Raw genomic sequence first — 17,498 nt, 5'->3', positions numbered from 1 at the left:
TGGGCCCACGACGCGAAGGAGCACGACAGCACATGACCGAGACCAAACTCGGCACCGAATCCCGCACCGCCGTGATCGACAACGGGTCCTTCGGCACCCGCGAGATCACCTTCTCCACCGGCCGGCTGGCCCGCCAGGCCGCCGGCTCCGTCATCGCCCAGCTGGGCGAGACGGTCGTTCTCTCCGCCACGACCGCGGGTAAGCACCCGAAGGAGCAGTTCGACTTCTTCCCGCTGACCGTCGACGTCGAGGAGCGGATGTACGCCGCGGGCCGCATCCCCGGCTCGTTCTTCCGCCGCGAGGGTCGGCCCAGCGAGGACGCGATCCTCACCTGCCGGCTGATCGACCGCCCGCTGCGCCCGTCCTTCGTCAAGGGCCTGCGCAACGAGGTCCAGGTCGTCGAGACCATCCTGGCGCTCGACCCGCAGCACCCGTACGACGTCGTGGCGATCAACGCCGCCTCGATGTCGACCAAGCTGTCCGGCCTGCCGTTCTCCGGCCCGATCGGTGCGACCCGCGTCGCCCACATCGACGGCCAGTGGGTCGCCTTCCCGACCCTGGAGGAGCTGGCCCGCGCCACCTTCGACATGGTCGTGGCCGGCCGCACGCTCGACGACGGCGACGTCGCGATCATGATGGTCGAGGCCGAGGCCACCCCGAACGCCGTCGCCCTGATCTCGGCCGGCGCCACCGCCCCGACCGAGGAGATCGTCGCCAGCGGCCTGGAGGCCGCCAAGCCGGCGATCCGCGAGCTGTGCCGCGCGCAGAGCGAGCTGGCCGAGGTGGCCGCCAAGCCGGTCACCGAGTTCCCGGTCTTCCTGGACTACCAGGACGACGTCTACGACGCCGTCTCCGAGCTGGCTCGCGCCGACGTGGCCGAGGCGATCACCATCGCCGGCAAGGCCGACCGCGAGGAGGCCCTGGACCGGGTCAAGGCCCGGGTCGCCGAGGAGTTGGGCGCTCGGTTCGAGGGTCGGGAGAAGGAGCTCAGCGCCGCCTTCCGGTCGCTGACCAAGTCTGAGGTGCGCAACCGCGTGCTGCGCGAGCAGGTCCGCATGGACGGGCGTGGCCCGCGCGACATCCGGGCGTTGACCGCCGAGGTCGGCGTGCTGCCCCGGGTGCACGGTTCGGCGCTGTTCGAGCGGGGCGAGACCCAGATCCTGGGCGTCACCACGCTGAACATGCTCCGCATGGAGCAGATGGTGGACACGCTGTCCCCGGAGAACCGCAAGCGCTACATGCACAACTACAACTTCCCGCCGTACTCGACCGGTGAGACCGGCCGGGTCGGCTCGCCGAAGCGTCGCGAGATCGGCCACGGTGCTCTCGCCGAGCGGGCGCTGATCCCGGTGCTGCCGTCGCGCGAGGAGTTCCCGTACGCCATCCGGCAGGTGTCCGAGGCGCTCGGCTCCAACGGTTCCACCTCGATGGGTTCGGTCTGCGCCTCGACGCTGGGCCTGCTCTCCGCGGGTGTTCCGCTGAAGGCGCCGGTCGCCGGCATCGCGATGGGGCTCATCTCCGACGAGGTGGACGGCAAGACCCAGTACGTGACGCTGACCGACATCCTCGGTGCCGAGGACGCGTTCGGTGACATGGACTTCAAGGTCGCCGGCACGCCGGAGTTCGTCACCGCGCTCCAGCTCGACACCAAGCTCAACGGCATCCCGTCGGACGTGCTCGCCGCCGCGTTGCAGCAGGCGAACGAGGCCCGGCAGGTCATCCTCGGCGTGATGAAGGCGGCGATCGAGGCTCCGGCCGAGATGTCGGACTACGCGCCGCGGGTCACCACCGTCAAGATCCCGGTGGACAAGATCGGCATGGTGATCGGCCCGAAGGGGCAGACCATCAACGCCATCCAGGACGAGACCGGCGCCGAGATCTCCATCGAGGACGACGGCACGATCTACGTCGGCGCCACCAACGGCCCGTCGGCCCAGGCGGCCGTCGACCGGATCAACGGCATCGCCAACCCGACGCTGCCGAAGCAGGGCGAGCGGTTCCTCGGCACGGTGGTCAAGACCGCCGCGTTCGGCGCGTTCATCTCGCTGCTGCCGGGCCGTGACGGCCTGCTGCACATCTCCAAGGTGGGCGACGGCAAGCGGGTCGAGCGCGTCGAGGACTTCCTCAACGTCGGTGACCGGGTCGAGGTCGAGATCGCGGACATCGACGCCCGCGGCAAGATCTACCTCGACAAGGTCCGCCCGGAGGGCTCCGAGGCTCCGGCCGCCGGTGAGGCCGCCGGCGGCGACCGACCGGCTGGTCGGGACCGGGGCGACCGGGGCCCGCGTGACCGCGGTGACCGTGAGCGTGGCGGCGACCGTGGCGGTCGTGGCCCGGAGCGCGGCGGCGAGGGCGGCAACGGCGGCGGCGAGGGTGGCGAGGGCGGCGAGCGTCCGCGCCGCCGGACCCGGCACAGCTGATCGTCGTACCACGCATCACCCACCCCTCGTCGAACCGGGAGCAAGACGTGAGTCGGGCCATCAGCGCGCCGTTTCCACCGGATCGACGGGGGGTGGCCCCCGGCTGGCGAGCCAGCCAGGAGAGTCGAGCCCGGGACACCGGGGCGGGCCGCTCCGGCGGCACCGCCCGCGCGGTGACCCGGACGCTCAGCGACGACCCGCTGGGCGGCACGGTACGACGTACCGTGCTGCCCAGCGGTCTGCGCGTCCTCACCGAGGCGATCCCGGCGATGCGCAGCGTGTCGTTCGGCATCTGGGTGGCGGTCGGCTCGCGCGACGAGACCGGCCCGCAGGCCGGTGCCGCGCACTTCCTCGAGCACCTGCTCTTCAAGGGCACGCACAAGCGCACCGCCCTGGAGATCTCCTCGCAGATCGAGGCGGTGGGTGGTGAGACCAACGCCTTCACCACCAAGGAATACACCTGCTACTACGCCCGCGTGCTGGACGAGGACCTGCCGCTGGCCATCGACGTCATGTGCGACCTGGTCGCCGACTCGCTGTTGGAGCCGGCCGACGTCGAGACCGAGCGTGGCGTGATCCTGGAAGAGATCGCCATGCACGACGACGAGCCGGGTGACGAGGTGCACGACCTCTTCGTCCAGGCCGTCTACGGCGATCACCCGCTGGGTCGGCTGATCTCCGGCACCGCGGAGACCGTCACCCCGATGACCCGCCGGCAGATCCAGAACTTCTACCGGGGTCGCTACACCGCGCCGCAGATCGTCATCGCCGCCGCCGGCAACCTCGACCACGCCGCGGTGGTCAAGCTGGTCCGCCAGGCCGTGCGCGGCACCCCACTGGACAGCGACCCGGCCAGCCCCGCGCCGCACCGCGCGGCGACCCCGGCGGTACCCACCAAGCCGGCGACCACCCTGGTCGAGCCGAAGGAGACCGAGCAGGCGCACGTCATCATCGGCTGCCCCGGCATCGACCGGCTCGACGATCGGCGCTTCGCCCTCGGCGTGCTCAACAACGTGCTCGGCGGCGGCATGTCCAGCCGCCTGTTCCAGGAGATCCGAGAGCAGCGCGGCCTGGCGTACTCGGTCTACTCCTACGCCAGCCAGTACGCCGACAGCGGCCTGTTCGCCGTCTACGCCGGCTGCGCGCCCGGCAAGGTGGACGAGGTGCTGGCCCTGACCCGCGCCGAGCTGGCCCGGGTGGCCGCCGACGGGTTGACCGAGGCCGAGGTGGCCCGGGGCAAGGGAATGAGCAAGGGTTCCTTCGTGCTCGGTCTGGAGGACACCGGTTCCCGGATGAGCCGGCTGGCCAAGGGTGAGCTGCTCTACGGCGACCTGATGCCGGTCGACGAGCTGCTCCGCCGGGTCGACGAGGTCACCGTGCAGGACGTCAACGTCCTCGCCGCCGAGCTGCTCAGCCGACCGATGTCGCTGGCCGTGGTGGGCCCGTTCGGCGCGGGCGACTTCGCGGTCTGAGGGCTGTCGCCGCCGGTCCCGCCGCCGGGGCGCGCCCTGGTTGGGATAGGTTGTGCCCCGTGACTGACGAGCAGGAGAAGACCCCGGCTGAGCCGCTGCGGGTCGGCGTGTTGGGTGCGCGCGGCCGGATGGGCATCGAGGTCTGCAAGGCGGTCGACGCCGCAGGTGACCTCACCCTGGCGGCGACGATCGACCAGGGCGACAGCCGCTCCGCCGTCGCCGCCGCCGACGTGGTCGTCGACTTCACCACGCCGGACGTCGTCATGGACAACCTCCAGTGGTGCATCGGGCAGGGCATCAGCGCGGTGGTCGGCACGACCGGCTTCACCGAGCAGCGGTTGGAGCAGGTGCGCGGCTGGCTCGCCGACAAGCCCGAGGTGGGCGTGGTCATCGCCCCGAACTTCGGCATCGGCGCGGTGCTGATGATGCAGTTCGCCGCGCGCGCCGCCCGACACTTCGAGTCCGTCGAGATCATCGAGCAGCACCACCCGCGCAAGCTGGACGCCCCGAGCGGCACCGCCACCCACACCGCCCGGCAGATCGCCCAGGCCCGCGCCGAGGCCGGTCTCGGCCCGGTGCCGGACGCCACCAAGGACGAGGTGCCAGGTGCGCGCGGCGCGGAGATCGACGGGGTACGCGTGCACGCGGTGCGGGCCACCGGCCTCGTCGCCCATCAGGAGGTGCTGTTCGGCACCACCGGCGAGACGCTGACCATCCGACACGACTCGTACGACCGGGCGTCCTTCATGCCCGGCGTGCTGCTGGCCGTCCGGGCGGTACGCAACCGCCCCGGACTCACCGTCGGCCTGGACGCCCTGCTCGACTGACTCACCCGAGCGGGCGCCTGGTGGGTGCGCGCCTGGTGGGTGTGCGGCCGGAAACTGCTCGCTCCTGGTCCGGGCCGGTCCTAGGCTGCCGCGATGATCGATGCGGGACACCTGGACCGGGCCGGGCGGCGGATCACGCTGCGCCCGGTCGACGACGACAACTGGCGGGCGGTGGCCGACGTCGCCCCGCGCGACGACCAGCGCCGGTTCGTGGCCGCGCTGGGCGCGCGGTACCTGCTGCTGAGTAGCCGCTCGCAGGTGTGGACCTCGCTCGCGGTGTACGCCGACGAAACCGTCGTCGGCCACGTCATGTGGGGCGTGGACGACGACGGGTCGCACTGGATCGGCGGAATGCTGATCGACGCCGCGGAGCAGGGCCGGGGCGTCGGCCGGGCCACCGTGCAGACGCTGGCCCCCTGGCTGGCGGCCCGAGACGGCAACCCCCCGGTCCGCCTTTCGTACCACCCGGACAACACCCCGGCAGCCGCCCTCTACGCCTCCCTCGGCTTCCACCCCACCGGCGCCATGGACGACGACGAGCTGATCGCCGAACAAACCCCCTGACCCGCCCCCCACCCCACCCCGCCCCACCCCGTCCCCGCCCTGACCGGCGTCGCTCATGGAGTTGTGGTGCCCCGCAAAAGGGGCGCACGTAGATCTCTTGCCCACCACAACTCCATGATCGACGGATGGGGTGGACGGGGCGGGGCGGGATGGGTGGGGCGGGTCGGGGTGGGGGCGGGGCGGGGCGGGGCGGGGCGGGGGGTCGGGTGGGGGGTTAGTGGGGGAGGGTTTGGGTTGTTTGGTGGCGTTGGGTGGGCAGGGTTGGGGTTACCGGGGTGGGGAGGCCGGTGATGGTGGCCTTGCCGGTGCGGTCCACGGACACCTGGACCGGGGTGTTGGCCACGCGGAAGCCGTCGACCGCGACGGCGCCGAGTTCGGCTCCCGCCAGCGGGTTGAGTTGGACCGTGCCACCCGGTACGTCCGGGTAGAGCCCGGTGGCGGCCTGGAGCAGCAGCACCGCGCCCGCCGCGGCCCACGCCTGCGGTCGGCAGGCGGCTGGGTAGGGCACCGGGCGGTTGACCACCGAGCGGTCGTCGCCCCCGTACAGCTCCGGCAGCCGGTAGTCGAACGCCTCGGCCGCGGCGAGCAGCCCGTCGGCCAGGCCGAGCGCGGCCTCGCGGTGCCCGGCGCGGGCCAGCCCACCGAGCACGATCGCGGTGTCGTGGGTCCAGATCGAACCGCAGTGGTACGACAGGGGGCTGAAGCCGGCGTCGTCCGTCGCCATGGTGCGCAGCCCGAACCCACCGGCGAGGACGTCGGTACTGAGCAGGTGCGCGACCTGGGCCTCCTCGTCGCGGTCGAGCAGGCCGGTGCCGAGCAGGTGGCCGATGTTGCTGGTCAGCGAGTCGACGGGCCGCTTGTCCCGGTCGAGGGCGAGCGCGGGTTGCGGGCCGTGGCGACCGTCGACCCAGAAGCTGCGCCGGAACCGGCCGACCAGCGCTGCGGCGTGCTCGCGCCAGCGGTCGGCGCCCGGTCGGCCGAAGGCGTCCAGCAGGGCGGCGCCGTTCACCGCCGCCTCGTGCGCGTACCCCTGCACCTCGGCCAGCACGATCGGCGCGGTGGCCAGGGAGCCGTCGTGGAAGCGGACGGCGTCACCGGAGTCCTTCCAGCCCTGGTTGGACAGTCCGTGCCCGGTGGTGTCGACGTATTCGACCAGGCCGTCGCCGTCCGGGTCGGCGTGCTCGCCGAGCCAGCGCAGCGCCGCCTCCAGGTGCGGCAGCAGCGGCTCGATCTGCTCGGCGGGCATCCCCCAGCGCCACGCGTCGTGCAGCAGGTTGACCCAGAGCATGGTGGCGTCGACGGTGCCGTAGTAGGCCGGTGGGAGGAGCAGCCCGTTCTCGGGTAGGGCGACCTCGTGCCGGCGCAGCTCGTGCAGGATCTTGCCGGGGGCCTCGCCGGTGGTCGGGTCGATCCGGGTGCCCTGCCGGCGTGCCAGCACGCGCAGGGTGCCGGCGGCCAGGTCGGTGCCGAGCGGCAGCATCATCCGGGCGGCCCAGAGGCTGTCCCGGCCGAACAGGGTGAGGAACCAGGGCACCCCGGCCCCGAGGAACACGTCCGCGGGTGAGCCGGTCTCGGCCAGTCGGAGGCCGCGCAGGTCGGCCAGGCTGCGGTCGAGCAGCCGGACCAGGCGGCGGTCGTCGGCGGTCACCTCGGGGCGGGACCACTCCGGCTCGCCGGCCGGGCCGACGACGACGGCCCGCGGGTCTTCGACGGTCAGCTGCCAGCGCAGCACGGTCTCGCCGCCGGGGGGCAGCTCGACCGGCCAGGCGAGCCGGGGCGCGGTGGCCCGTTCACCATTGGCGAGCACGTCGGCGTCGGGCGCGGTGACGGTGACGGTGATCCCGCCGGCCGACCAGGTGAGCGTGCCCGGCTGGCCGGTCTTGGCCTCCAGTGGGTCGGCGTTGGCACCGGACTTGACGACCTCGATGGGTGCCAGGTCGCAGCCGAGGTCGATGGTGACGGTGGCCCGTACGCCGACCGTGGCGGTGGAGACGATCCGCAGCTCTTCGGTGAGGCCGTTGCGGGTGGCCCGGCGGACCCGGTCGACGCGGACGGTGGGGTCGGGCGTGGGGTCACCGAGCCAGCGGGCCAGGCTGACGAAGCGTGCGCCGTGCGGGCCGTCGTCGCCGCGGGTCAGCCCTTCGAGCTCCCGTTCGTCGACCCGCAGCTCGGCGCGGGAGAGCACCCGGGCGTCGGCGTGGAAGACGCCCTGGACGCCGGTCGGGCGGATCTGCCCGGTCGCGTCCCCCAGCGCGCTGGTCGGGGCGAAGACCACCCCGGCCAACTCGTGCAGGAGGGGTTGCAGCTGGCGTTCGATCACGGTGTGGCTCCAGATCCTCGGGGTGCGGGGCGGACGTCTTGACAACGCGCCCCTGGCGGTGCAAAGTGCGAAACATTCCAGAAACTTGAACGATCTAATCCTGCCTTATCCAGATTGGATCGTTCAAGATGGCGAGAGGGATTAAGTGGCCGAAAAGGTGACCATCGCGACGGTGGCCCGGCACGCCCGAGTGAGCCGGCAGACGGTGTCCAACGTGCTCAACGCCCCGCACATCGTGCGGCAGGAGACCCGCGAGCGGGTCGAGGACGCCATCAAGGCGCTCGGCTACCGGGCCAACCAGGCCGCCCGGCAGATGCGCACCGGCCGGTCCCGCCTCATCGCCGCCCGGATCGAACCGACCCGCGACGGCATCAACGGCTCCGTGCTCGACCGCTTCCTGCACGGCCTCACCGAGACCGCCGACGCCGCCGGCTACCGGGTGCTGCTCTATACCGCCACCGACGACGAGCGGGAGATCGCCACCTACGGTGACCTGCTCGGCACCTACGAGCTGGACGCGTTCGTGCTGGTCGGCACCAAGTACGGCGACCCGCGTACCGAATGGCTCGCCGACCGGGACGTGCCGTTCGTGACCTTCGGCCGCCCCTGGGACGCGCTCGACGCGCACCCCTGGGTGGACGTGGACGGCGCCGCCGGCACCGCCCAGGCCACCCGACACCTGCTGGAGGCCGGCCACCGACGGGTCGCGTTCATCGGCTGGCCGGTCGGCTCCGGCGTCGGCGACGACCGGCGTGCCGGCTGGCGCGACGCGCTGCTCGCGGCCGACGTCGATCCGAGCGGGTTGCACCGGGAGACCGAGGACGGCATCGGCGAGGGTGAACGCCTGATGCGGGACCTGCTCGTGGCCGTGGCGCCGAGCGCCGTGGTCTGCGCGAGCGACTCCCTGGCCCTCGGCGCCCTCCAGGCGATCCGCGGCGTCGACCCGCCCGTGTCGGTGATCGGCTTCGACGACACGCCGGTGGCCGCCGCGGTCGGGCTGAGCAGCGTCAGCCAACCGCTCGGCGAGGCCGCCGCCCGCTGCGTGGACCTGCTCACCGGGGTCCTCGACGGCAACCACGAGACGCCCACTCCCGTGCTGCTCCAGCCCTCGCTGGCCCTGCGGCACACCGCGTAGTCACACCCCCCACCAGGAGAAACCAATGGCACCTCGAACCATCACCCGAGCGGCGGTGGCCGGCCTCGCCGCCGTCGCCCTTCTTGGCTCCGCCGCCTGCGGCAGCGGCTTCGACGACTCGTCCGGCGACGCCGCCCAGTCCAGCGGTCCGGCCAGCCTCCAGATCATGATCGGCTCGTCCGGTGAGGCCGAGACCAAGGCCGTGCAGGACGCCGCGGCGAAGTGGGCCGGCAGCTCCGGCAACACCGCGACCGTCACGCCGGCCCAGGACCTCACCCAGCAACTCGGTCAGGCCCTCGCCGGCGGCACCCCGCCGGACGTCTTCTACGTGGACGCGGCCCAGTTCGCCAACTACGCGAGCGTCGGGGCCCTCGAGCCGTACGGCGACAAGGTCAGTAACTCGGGCGACTTCTACGAGAGCCTGCGCACCACGTTCACGTACGACGGCAAGCTCTACTGCGCGCCCAAGGACTTCTCCACCCTGGCCCTTCAGATCAACACCGACCTGTGGACCAAGGCCGGGCAGACCGACGCCGACATCCCGACCACCTGGGAGCAGCTCACCGCGGTCGCCCAGAAGATCAAGGCCAAGGGGCAGGTCCCGCTGGCCCTCGGCGACACCCGGGACCGGATCGGCGCTTTCCTGGTGCAGAACGGCGGTTGGCTGATGAGCAAGGACGGCAAGCAGCCCACGGCCGACACCCCGGAGAACCTGGCCGCCCTCCAGTACGTCAAGACCATGCTGAGCACCGGCCTGGCCAAGTACCCGAAGCAGCTCGACGCCGGCTGGTCTGGTGAGGCGTTCGGCAAGGGCAAGGCCGTGATGACCATCGAGGGCAACTGGATCAAGGGCGCCCTGCAGAACGACTTCCCGAACGTGAAGTACAAGGTGGTGGCGCTGCCGGCCGGTGCCAAGGGGCAGGGCACGCTCTCCTTCACCCAGTGCTGGGGCATCGCCGCGAAGAGCAGGTACAAGGAGCAGGCGATCAAGTTCGTCGAGGCGATGACCAGCGGCGAGCAGCAGATGACCTTCGCCAAGGCGTTCGGCGTCATGCCGTCCCGCCAGTCCGCCCGCGACCAGTACACGGCCGCCTTCCCGGCGGACAAGGTGTTCATCGACGGTGTCGCGTACGCCCAGGGCCCGGTGAACGCCCCGAAGATGGACAGCGTCCTCAAGGACCTCGACACCGGTCTACAGGGGCTGGCGAACGGTGATCCGCAGACCGTGCTGCAGAACTTCGACAAGAACGCCAAGGCGGCGCTCGGCGGAAGCTGAGGTGCCGGCGGGGCCCCGGCGAACGGCCGGGGCCCCGCCGCATGTCGGCCCGAGAGAGGAGGGGAGGGAAGATGGCAACCGAGACACTGACCGCCGTGGCGACCGCGACCGGGGCGGGCCCGGGTCGACGCAAGGGCGGCATCCGGAGCAACGAGAACCTCGCCGGCTGGCTCTTCGTCGCGCCGGTGATCGTCATTCTGGGGCTGTTCCTGCTGCTGCCGATCCTGATGGCGTTCTGGGTCAGCCTGACCGACTGGAACGGCCAGGGCAGCCCGTTCACCGGCGACGTTCCGATCGTCGGCGCACACAACTACACCCAGTTGTTCACCGAGGACGGGCTGGCCCGCCGCGACTTCATGACCAGCGTCCGCAACAACATCTACTACGTGGCGATCGTGGTACCGACCCAGACCGTGCTCGCGCTCGGGCTGGCGCTGATCGTCAACAACCGGATGCTCAAGGGCAAGAGCTTCTTCCGCAGCGCCTTCTACTTCCCCTCGGTCACCAGCTCCGTCGCGATCAGCGTGGTCTTCCTGTTCCTCTTCGCCAACTCGGGCGCGGTGAACGCGTTGCTCGGCTTCGTGGGGATCGACGGGCCGGAGTGGTTCGCCGACTCCCGGGGCGTGCTGCACCTGCTGTTCGGCGTGGTCGGCGTCGACTCGCCGCCGGCGGCACTGACCGGCGGCGGCCCGTTCGGACTGACCTGGTGGGACTGGTTGGCCGGCCCCAGCGTGGCGATGATCTCGATCATCACGCTGGTCATCTGGACCACCTCCGGCACCTTCATGCTGATGTTCCTGGCCGGGCTGCAGAACGTGCCGGTCACACTGGACGAGGCGAGCATGCTCGACGGCGCGTCCCGGTGGCAGCGCCTGCGCCACGTCACCCTGCCGATGCTGCGGCCCACCACGTTCCTGGTGCTGACCCTCGGTCTGATCGGCTCCTGGCAGGTCTTCGACCAGGTGTACGTGATGAGCCAGGGCGACCCGGCCAAGACCACGCTCACCCCGGCCTACCTGTCGTACCGGACCGCCTTCCGGGACTTCGACTACGGCTCCGGCGCGGCGATCTCCTTCGTGCTGTTCCTGATCATCATCGTGCTCACGCTGATCCAGCGCCGGGCGCTGGCCGAACGGGACACCGACCGGCCGCGGCGCGGCTGGTGGCGTCGACGCGTACCGGAGAGGTCCTGAGATGGCCGTGCTCACCGACCGCCCGGCGGCGGCGCCCGCGCGGCGCGACGAGCGCGCGGCCCGCACCCTGGCCACCCGCTTCCTGGGGTACGCCACGCTGGTGTTCTTCGGGCTGGTGTTCCTCTACCCGTTCGTCATCCAGATCGGCAACGCGCTCAAGACCGAGCCGGACGCGGCGGCCAACCCGCTGTCGCCGTTCCCGGACCCGCTCACGCTGGCCGGCTTCGAGCGGATCTTCGCCGGCACCAACTTTCCGCTCTGGTTGGGCAATTCGCTGCTGGTGACGGTGCTGGTCACCGTCGGCCGGGTGTTCTTCGACTCGCTCGCCGGGTACGCGTTGGCCCGGCTGCGGTTCCGGGGTCGCGGCGGGTTGTTCGCCGCCGTCATCGCGGTGATGGCGGTGCCCGGGGTGGTGCTGCTGATCCCGAAGTTCCTGGTGCTCAACCAACTCGGCCTCTACAACAGCTACGCCGGTCTGGTGGTGCCGCTGCTGGCCGACGCGGCGGGCGTGTTCATCATGAAGCAGTTCTTCGAGTCGATCCCGATCAGCGTCGAGGAGGCCGCCCGGATCGACGGGGCCAGCATCTTCCGTACCTTCTGGTCGGTCGTGCTGCCGATGGCGAAACCGGCGCTGATCACCCTCACCATCCTGTCGTTCCAGGGCTCCTGGAACGAATTCCCGCACAGCCTGGTGTCGGTGCAGGACCCGGACCTGTTCACCCTGCCGCGCGGGTTGGCCGACCTGGTCAGCGGCTCGCTCGGCAAGGGCACCCAGTACCCGCTCAAGCTCGGCGCCGCGCTGCTGGCCACCATCCCGGTGGCGATCATCTTCGTGGTGTTCCAGCGGTACTTCGTCCGCGACGCCAACGACGGCTCGGACAAGGGCTGACCCGTCCGGTGTGGCGGCCCCACGCGGGGCCGCCACACCGGTTCACTCGGTCGGCACCTTCTCCGTCGGAACGGCCACGTGCAGGCGCACCTGCGGCACCAGCATGTCGTCGACGTCCAGCGCGCGGGCCGCCCCGTCGGGCTCCCACCCGGTGCTGGTGAGGAACTTGCGGGTCGCCTCGTCACCGTCGAACGCCCAGGCCACCGCCCGACTCATCCCGTCCTCGCGCCACAGGTCGACGGCGGCGGCGAGCAGCCGACTGCCGTGCCCCCGCCGGCCCCAGCGCGGCTCGACCAGCAGGTCGGTCACCGCGGCCACATCCGGGCCGAGCGCGTCCGCCGGCTCGCCCGGGGCCAACGCCTCGCCGTCGGCCGGGCCGGAGGCGGCGAACCCCACCAGATACGATTGCTCGGCCTGTTCGACGGCGACCAGCACCCGGTGCGCGCCGGAGGGCGGCTCCAGCACGGCGGCGCTCCACCGCCGGGCGAGGAACGCCTCGTCCAGGTTGTCGAGCACATGCCGAGGCAGGATCCGGCGGTACGCGACCCGCCAGGTCGCGAGCTGGATGCGTGCGATCTCGCCGGCGTCCTCGGGACGCGCCGGGCGGACGTACCCGAGAGCCATGGGACGGAAGCCTACGCAGGGCGGGGGAGACGACGGTGGCGCAGGGTGCCAACAGGACGACCGCGCAGGTCGTCGGGGTGGTGGTGCTCGCCGCGGCGGTCGCCGGGTTCCTCGCCGTCGCCGCCGTCCGGCACGGCTTCTTCGACCTGAAGGTCTACTACGGCGCGTTGACCTTCTGGGTGCACGACGGCGGGGAGATCTACGACTACCTCAAGCCGGGCACCCAGTACGGCTTCACCTACCCGCCGTTCGCGGCGCTGGTCATGCTGCCGATGGCGTACCTGCCGTGGTCGGCCGCGATCGTGGTGAGCGTGCTCGCCAGCGTGGCCACCACCACTGTGCTGATCTGGTGGTTGGTCGACCCGATCGCCCGCCGCGCCGGTTGGACCCGGTGGTTCGCCCTCGCCGTGGCGCTCTGCCTGGCCGCCGCGTTCGAGCCGATGCGGGAGACGGTCAACTTCGGCCAGGTCAACACGCTGCTGCTGTTCCTGGTGGCGGTGGATCTGCTGCGGCTGCTGCCGGCTCGCAGCCGGTGGACCGGCGTCGGCATCGGCCTCGCCACGGCGATCAAACTGACCCCGGGCGTCTTCATCGTCTACCTGTTGGTGACCGGGCGGTGGCGGGCGGCGCTCACCGCCAGTGGCACGGCCGCCGGAGTGTCGCTGCTGGCCGGCGCGCTCTTCCCGGACGCGTCCCGGGAGTTCTGGACCGAGGCGCTGTGGAACACCGGGCGGGTGGGCGAGTTGGCCTTCGTCTCCAACCAGTCGCTGCGTGGGGTGGTCGCCCGGCTCGACCCGGAACACCCGAACACGGTGCTCTGGCTGCTGCTGGTGCTCGGCACCCTGGCGCTGTGGGCCTGGCGGTCGCGAGCCGCCGTCGCGGCCGGCGACGAGGCGACCGGCCTGGCGCTGACCGGCGCGGTGATGTGCCTGGTCAGCCCGGTCACCTGGGTGCACCACCTGGTCTGGCTGCTGCCCGCGCTGATCCTGCTGGTCGACAACGCGATGGCCGCCCCGGCCGGCCGCCGACGGCGGGTGCTGCTGGTCGCCGCGACCATCGGGTACGCGCTGCTGATCAGCCGGACCGTCTGGTTCTGGGAGAAGGACTTCACCGGGGTCGACGGTTTCCTGGGCAGCAACGCCTACGTGTGGATCAGTTTGGCGCTGCTGGCCTTCCTGCCGATCCGCCGGTGGCTGGGCCCGGACGGGTCAACCGTCGAGGCGTCCGGCGTACCGCAGCTCGACGAGCCCGACCGGAGGGCTCCCGCCGGCCAGCGGCACCTGGTAGGTCGACCGTTCACCGTCCGGTGACAGGCCGGCCCGCTCGCAGAAGCGGCGGGCCCGCCGGTTCTGCGCCAGCACCCACGCCCGGTACCCGGTCCAACCCCGCTCGGTGAGACCGGCGCGGGCGGCGTCCAGCAGCGCGGCGGCGGTCCCGTCACCCCAGCACGCCGGCTCCACGTAGAGCGCCAGCAGCTCGCCGACCGTCGGGTCCAGGTCGTCGCGGTCCTGGTTGCGGCGGTACGGCCCGAAGGTGGTGAAACCCACGACCGACCCCTGCGCCTCGCCCAACAGGGTGGTGAACGGGTGCTCCGGATCGGCGGTGCCGACGTCGCGACGGCGCTGCGCCCAGGCCACCACGTTGAGCCGCCCCAGCACCTCGTCCGGCATGAAGCCCGCGTAGCCCGCCTGCCAGCCGTGCACGTGCACCCGGGCGACCGCCTCGGCGTCGTCCGGCTCCTCCCGACGGATGGTCAGCATTGCACCGTTCTATGCCCCGTTGGTCGTCACGTCCAGCTTCCCGCACCGACGTCGTACCGATGAATTAGGGTCGCCGACGATGACCGCACCGGAATCACTCTCGCTCGCCCAGGCCCGCCGGGTGGCGCTCGCCGCCCAGGGCTTCGCCGACCCGGCGCCGGCCGGGGTGCCCACCCGCCGGCACCTGCGTCGGGTGCTCAGCCGGGTCGGGTTGATCCAGATGGATTCGGTCAACGTCCTGCAACGCGCGCACTACCTGCCGCTCTACAGCCGGCTCGGGCCCTACCCGACCACGCTGCTCGACCAGGCCGCCTACCGGCGCCCGCGTGAGCTCTTCGAATACTGGGGCCACGAGGCGTCGCTGGTGCCGGTCGAGCTGCACCCGCTGCTGCGCTGGCGGATGGCCCGCGCGCACAGCGAGTCCTGGGGCGGCATGCGACGCATCGCCCAGGAGCAGCCGGAGCTGGTCGCCTGGGTCCGCGACGAGGTGGCCGCCCGAGGGCCGCTGACCGCCGCCGAGATCGAGCACGACGCGCCCCGAGAGACCGGCAACTGGGGGTGGAACTGGTCGGCGGTCAAGCGGGCGTTGGAGTTCCTCTTCTGGGCCGGGGAGGTGACCGCCGCGGAGCGCACCACCTCGTTCGCCCGCCGCTACGACCTGCCCGAGCGGGTGCTGCCCGCAGCGGTGCTGGCCGCGCCCACCCCGACCGACGCCGAGGCGTACCGCACGCTGGTGGGCCTCGCCGCACGTTCGCTCGGGGTGGCCGCCGAGCCGGAGCTGCGCGACTACTTCCGGCTGCCGCTGGCCGGTGCCCGGCAGGCCGTCGCCGAGCTGGCCGAGGCCGGTGAGCTGGTGCCGGTCACCGTGGCCGGCTGGCGTCAGCCGGCGTGGCTGCACGCGTCCGCCCGACTGCCCCGCTGGGTGCGGGGCAACACCCTGGTCAGCCCGTTCGATCCGCTGATCTGGGAACGTGCCCGCACCGAGCGTCTGTTCGACTTCAACTACCGGATCGAGATCTACGTCCCGGCGCCGCAGCGGGTCTACGGCTACTACGTGCTGCCGTTCCTGCAGGGCGACCGGTTCACCGCGCGGGTCGACTTGAAGGCCGATCGCAAGGCCGGGGTGCTGCTGGTCCCGGCCGCCTGGCTCGAACCGGGCGCGGCCCCGGGGGAGACCGCGGTGGCGCTCGCCGCCGAGCTGTACCGGCTCGCCGGATGGCTCGGCCTGGACGCGGTGGCACCGCCTGCGGGCGGCGACCTGGCCGGTCCGCTCACCGCCGCGTTGGCCGGCGTGTCCGGTGTACCGTGAGCGCGTGACGAGCGCTCCTGGACCGGTCGACCAGCCGCAGCCCGCCCCGGGGGCGGTCCACACGGCGTCGGCCGACGCGGGTTCCGGCGGCGCGGTGCCGCAGGGTTGGCCGGCGACCCCGCCGGGCGGTTACGCGGCGCCGGAGCCGGACCGGCTCACCCGGTTCGTGCTGCGACTCTACGAGCGCTCCCCGCGCTGGGCGGTGCCGCTGGCCGCGGTCGGTTGCGTCGCCGTCGGCATGAGTTATGCGCTGCTGAGCAACCCGACCCACGCCGACCCGGATGCCGCGCCCACCTGTCTGCTCAAGTTGACCACCGGGCTGGACTGCCCAGGCTGTGGTGGCACCCGCGCCCTCTGGTACGTGCTGCACGGCGATCTGCCGGCCGCCGCCCGGCACCACTTCCTGTTCGTCTTCGCGCTGCCGTTCCTCGCGTACCTCTTCGTGGCCTGGGCGGGAAGTCAGGCGTTCGGTTGGCGACTGCCCGAGCTGCGGATCAGCTCGAAGGTCATCGGTGGCTTCCTGGCCGCGTGGCTGGCCTTCTCGGTCCTGCGCAACCTGCCCTGGGCGCCGTTCACCTCGCTCTACGTCTGACCGTCGGGAGGGCCACTGGTGGCTGCCGTTCCGGTGGTGGAGGGGCCGGCGCGCGTCTCTCGTTGAGGGGAGTGGGACCTTGCTGTGCCCCTGTCGAGCTGCCCCAGATGTGGGGCGACGCGGGGGCGGGGTCTAGGTGCGGGAGGCCCGCAGCGCCTGCCCCAGATCTGGGGCAGCCCTACAGGCAGCCGAGAAGATGAACAAGGACCGGCAGCGCGTCGGCGAGCCTGTCGAGACCTTGGACACCTGGAGCCCCGGTGGTGCGGAGGGGTTAGGTGATTTTGCGGTAGCTGGGCGGTTTCTGCACCGCGAGCCCGAGTTGGGTGCGGGACCGCCGGCTACTACAGTCCCAGGAATGCCGGACATGGTGCAGCCCCAGGTCAAGTTGATCGCGTGGACCCAATTCGCGGCCCCGGACGACGTGCCGTGGTCGACCGACGCCGAGGGTGGCCAGGCGCTCGCCGAGTTCGCCGGCCGGGCCTGCTACCAGTCGTGGAAGAAGCCGAACCCGGCGACCGCCACGAACGCCGGCTACCTGGCGCACATTCTCGAGGTGGGCCACCTGAGTGTGCTGGAGCACGGGTCGGTCACCTTCTACTTCACCGGGGTGTCCCGCTCCTTCACGCACGAGCTGATCCGGCACCGGCACTTCTCGTACTCCCAGCTGTCCCAGCGCTACGTCCCCGAGCGGGACGCGGCCATGGTCGAGCCGGCCGTCATCGCCGACGACCCGGAGCTGCACAAGAAGTTCGTGGAGGCCGCCGAGGCGAGCGTCCGGGCGTACACCGAGTTGTTGGAGGGCCTCGAGCAGCGCTTCTCCGACGAGCCGAACCCGACGCTGCGCCGCAAGCAGGCCCGGCAGGCGGCTCGGGCGGTGCTGCCCAACGCCACCGAGACCCGGATCGTGGTCAGCGGCAACTACCGGGCCTGGCGGCACTTCGTGGCGATGCGGGCCACCGAGCACGCCGACGTGGAGATCCGTGAGCTGGCCGTGGAGTGCCTGCGCCAGCTCCAGGGGGTCGCCCCGAACGTGTTCGCCGACTTCGTGATCTCGACGCTGCCGGACGGCACCGAAGTGGCGGCCAGCCCGCACGAGGCGTCCTGAGCCCTTCCCCGG

15 protein-coding genes are annotated in these 17,498 nt (G+C 71.9%); 12 read left to right on the top strand and 3 right to left on the bottom strand.

Annotated elements, in window-relative coordinates; genetic code table 11:
* The first annotated feature begins 32 nt into the window (after positions 1-32).
* The 4 genes from AB0J33_RS25230 (at position 33) to AB0J33_RS25215 (ending at position 5,283) form a co-directional block, all read left to right on the top strand.
* The gene (locus tag AB0J33_RS25230; RefSeq protein ID WP_363616540.1) at positions 33-2,420 is read left to right on the top strand and encodes a polyribonucleotide nucleotidyltransferase; all 2,388 of its coding nucleotides are present in this window, start codon (positions 33-35) and stop codon (positions 2,418-2,420) included.
* Positions 2,421-2,467: 47 nt separating this feature from the next.
* Positions 2,468-3,892, top strand: a complete 1,425-nt coding sequence (locus tag AB0J33_RS25225; protein ID WP_363616538.1) for a pitrilysin family protein — start codon at positions 2,468-2,470, stop codon at positions 3,890-3,892.
* Between the two features lie 59 nt (positions 3,893-3,951).
* A complete protein-coding gene (gene dapB / locus AB0J33_RS25220) occupies positions 3,952-4,719 on the top strand; it encodes a 4-hydroxy-tetrahydrodipicolinate reductase (protein WP_363616536.1) in 768 nt (255 codons plus the stop codon).
* Between the two features lie 93 nt (positions 4,720-4,812).
* Positions 4,813-5,283, top strand: coding sequence for a GNAT family N-acetyltransferase (locus AB0J33_RS25215; RefSeq protein WP_363616534.1), 471 nt, complete (start codon positions 4,813-4,815; stop codon positions 5,281-5,283).
* A gap of 214 nt (positions 5,284-5,497) precedes the next feature.
* On the opposite strand, the gene AB0J33_RS25210 is transcribed toward AB0J33_RS25215, so the two are convergent.
* On the bottom strand, positions 5,498-7,603 hold the full coding sequence (locus AB0J33_RS25210) for a glycogen debranching N-terminal domain-containing protein (protein ID WP_363616532.1): 2,106 nt from the start codon (positions 7,601-7,603) through the stop codon (positions 5,498-5,500).
* Between the two features lie 145 nt (positions 7,604-7,748).
* Here AB0J33_RS25210 and AB0J33_RS25205 point away from each other — a divergent pair, with 145 nt between their 5' ends.
* The 4 genes from AB0J33_RS25205 to AB0J33_RS25190 all read left to right on the top strand — a co-directional run bounded on the left by AB0J33_RS25205 (position 7,749) and on the right by AB0J33_RS25190 (position 12,096).
* Entirely contained in the window at positions 7,749-8,738 is a 990-nt protein-coding gene (locus AB0J33_RS25205; protein WP_363616530.1) for a LacI family DNA-binding transcriptional regulator, read from the top strand.
* Between the two features lie 25 nt (positions 8,739-8,763).
* On the top strand, positions 8,764-10,014 hold the full coding sequence (locus AB0J33_RS25200) for an extracellular solute-binding protein (protein WP_363616528.1): 1,251 nt from the start codon (positions 8,764-8,766) through the stop codon (positions 10,012-10,014).
* A 71-nt stretch (positions 10,015-10,085) separates the two neighbouring features.
* Positions 10,086-11,207, top strand: a complete 1,122-nt coding sequence (locus AB0J33_RS25195) for a sugar ABC transporter permease (protein WP_363616526.1) — start codon at positions 10,086-10,088, stop codon at positions 11,205-11,207.
* Position 11,208: 1 nt separating this feature from the next.
* Positions 11,209-12,096: a carbohydrate ABC transporter permease gene (locus tag AB0J33_RS25190; protein WP_363616524.1), complete on the top strand. Its 888-nt coding sequence runs from the start codon at positions 11,209-11,211 to the stop codon at positions 12,094-12,096.
* Between the two features lie 42 nt (positions 12,097-12,138).
* Here AB0J33_RS25190 and AB0J33_RS25185 read toward each other — a convergent pair whose 3' ends face one another.
* Positions 12,139-12,720, bottom strand: coding sequence for a GNAT family N-acetyltransferase (locus AB0J33_RS25185; RefSeq protein ID WP_363616522.1), 582 nt, complete (start codon positions 12,718-12,720; stop codon positions 12,139-12,141).
* A 35-nt stretch (positions 12,721-12,755) separates the two neighbouring features.
* Here AB0J33_RS25185 and AB0J33_RS25180 point away from each other — a divergent pair, with 35 nt between their 5' ends.
* On the top strand, positions 12,756-14,030 hold the full coding sequence (locus AB0J33_RS25180; RefSeq protein ID WP_363616520.1) for a glycosyltransferase 87 family protein: 1,275 nt from the start codon (positions 12,756-12,758) through the stop codon (positions 14,028-14,030).
* Here AB0J33_RS25180 and AB0J33_RS25175 read toward each other — a convergent pair.
* Entirely contained in the window at positions 13,929-14,480 is a 552-nt protein-coding gene (locus AB0J33_RS25175) for a GNAT family N-acetyltransferase (protein ID WP_363616518.1), read from the bottom strand. The genes AB0J33_RS25180 and AB0J33_RS25175 overlap by 102 nt on opposite strands.
* Positions 14,481-14,559: 79 nt before the next feature.
* Between AB0J33_RS25175 and AB0J33_RS25170 the strand changes: the two genes are divergently transcribed.
* From AB0J33_RS25170 to thyX, 3 genes are all read left to right on the top strand, one after another.
* Entirely contained in the window at positions 14,560-15,789 is a 1,230-nt protein-coding gene (locus AB0J33_RS25170) for a crosslink repair DNA glycosylase YcaQ family protein (RefSeq protein WP_363616516.1), read from the top strand.
* Positions 15,790-15,883: 94 nt separating this feature from the next.
* Positions 15,884-16,381 (top strand): DUF2752 domain-containing protein, encoded by a 498-nt coding sequence (locus tag AB0J33_RS25165; RefSeq protein WP_363616619.1) that lies wholly within the window; start codon positions 15,884-15,886, stop codon positions 16,379-16,381.
* A gap of 364 nt (positions 16,382-16,745) precedes the next feature.
* On the top strand, positions 16,746-17,486 hold the full coding sequence (gene thyX, locus AB0J33_RS25160) for an FAD-dependent thymidylate synthase (protein ID WP_030336847.1): 741 nt from the start codon (positions 16,746-16,748) through the stop codon (positions 17,484-17,486).
* Positions 17,487-17,498: the final 12 nt, after the last annotated feature.

This window comes from Micromonospora sp. NPDC049645 (genome assembly GCF_040675155.1).
Lineage (GTDB): Bacteria > Actinomycetota > Actinomycetes > Mycobacteriales > Micromonosporaceae > Micromonospora.
The sequence above is the reverse complement of the archived record's forward strand: the minus strand, read 5'-3'. Positions and strand labels throughout refer to the sequence as shown.

Bases quoted from the DNA above. Each gene is read 5' to 3' on its own strand.
- AB0J33_RS25215 (WP_363616534.1), top strand. From the start codon at position 4,813: ATGATCGATGCGGGACACCTGGACCGGGCCGGGCGGCGGATCACGCTG.
- AB0J33_RS25195 (WP_363616526.1), top strand. From the start codon at position 10,086: ATGGCAACCGAGACACTGACCGCCGTGGCGACCGCGACCGGGGCGGGC.
- AB0J33_RS25200 (WP_363616528.1), top strand. From the start codon at position 8,764: ATGGCACCTCGAACCATCACCCGAGCGGCGGTGGCCGGCCTCGCCGCC.
- AB0J33_RS25190 (WP_363616524.1), top strand. From the start codon at position 11,209: ATGGCCGTGCTCACCGACCGCCCGGCGGCGGCGCCCGCGCGGCGCGAC.
- AB0J33_RS25170 (WP_363616516.1), top strand. From the start codon at position 14,560: ATGACCGCACCGGAATCACTCTCGCTCGCCCAGGCCCGCCGGGTGGCG.
- AB0J33_RS25175 (WP_363616518.1), bottom strand. From the start codon at position 14,480: ATGCTGACCATCCGTCGGGAGGAGCCGGACGACGCCGAGGCGGTCGCC.
- AB0J33_RS25230 (WP_363616540.1), top strand. From the start codon at position 33: ATGACCGAGACCAAACTCGGCACCGAATCCCGCACCGCCGTGATCGAC.
- AB0J33_RS25185 (WP_363616522.1), bottom strand. From the start codon at position 12,720: ATGGCTCTCGGGTACGTCCGCCCGGCGCGTCCCGAGGACGCCGGCGAG.
- thyX (WP_030336847.1), top strand. From the start codon at position 16,746: ATGGTGCAGCCCCAGGTCAAGTTGATCGCGTGGACCCAATTCGCGGCC.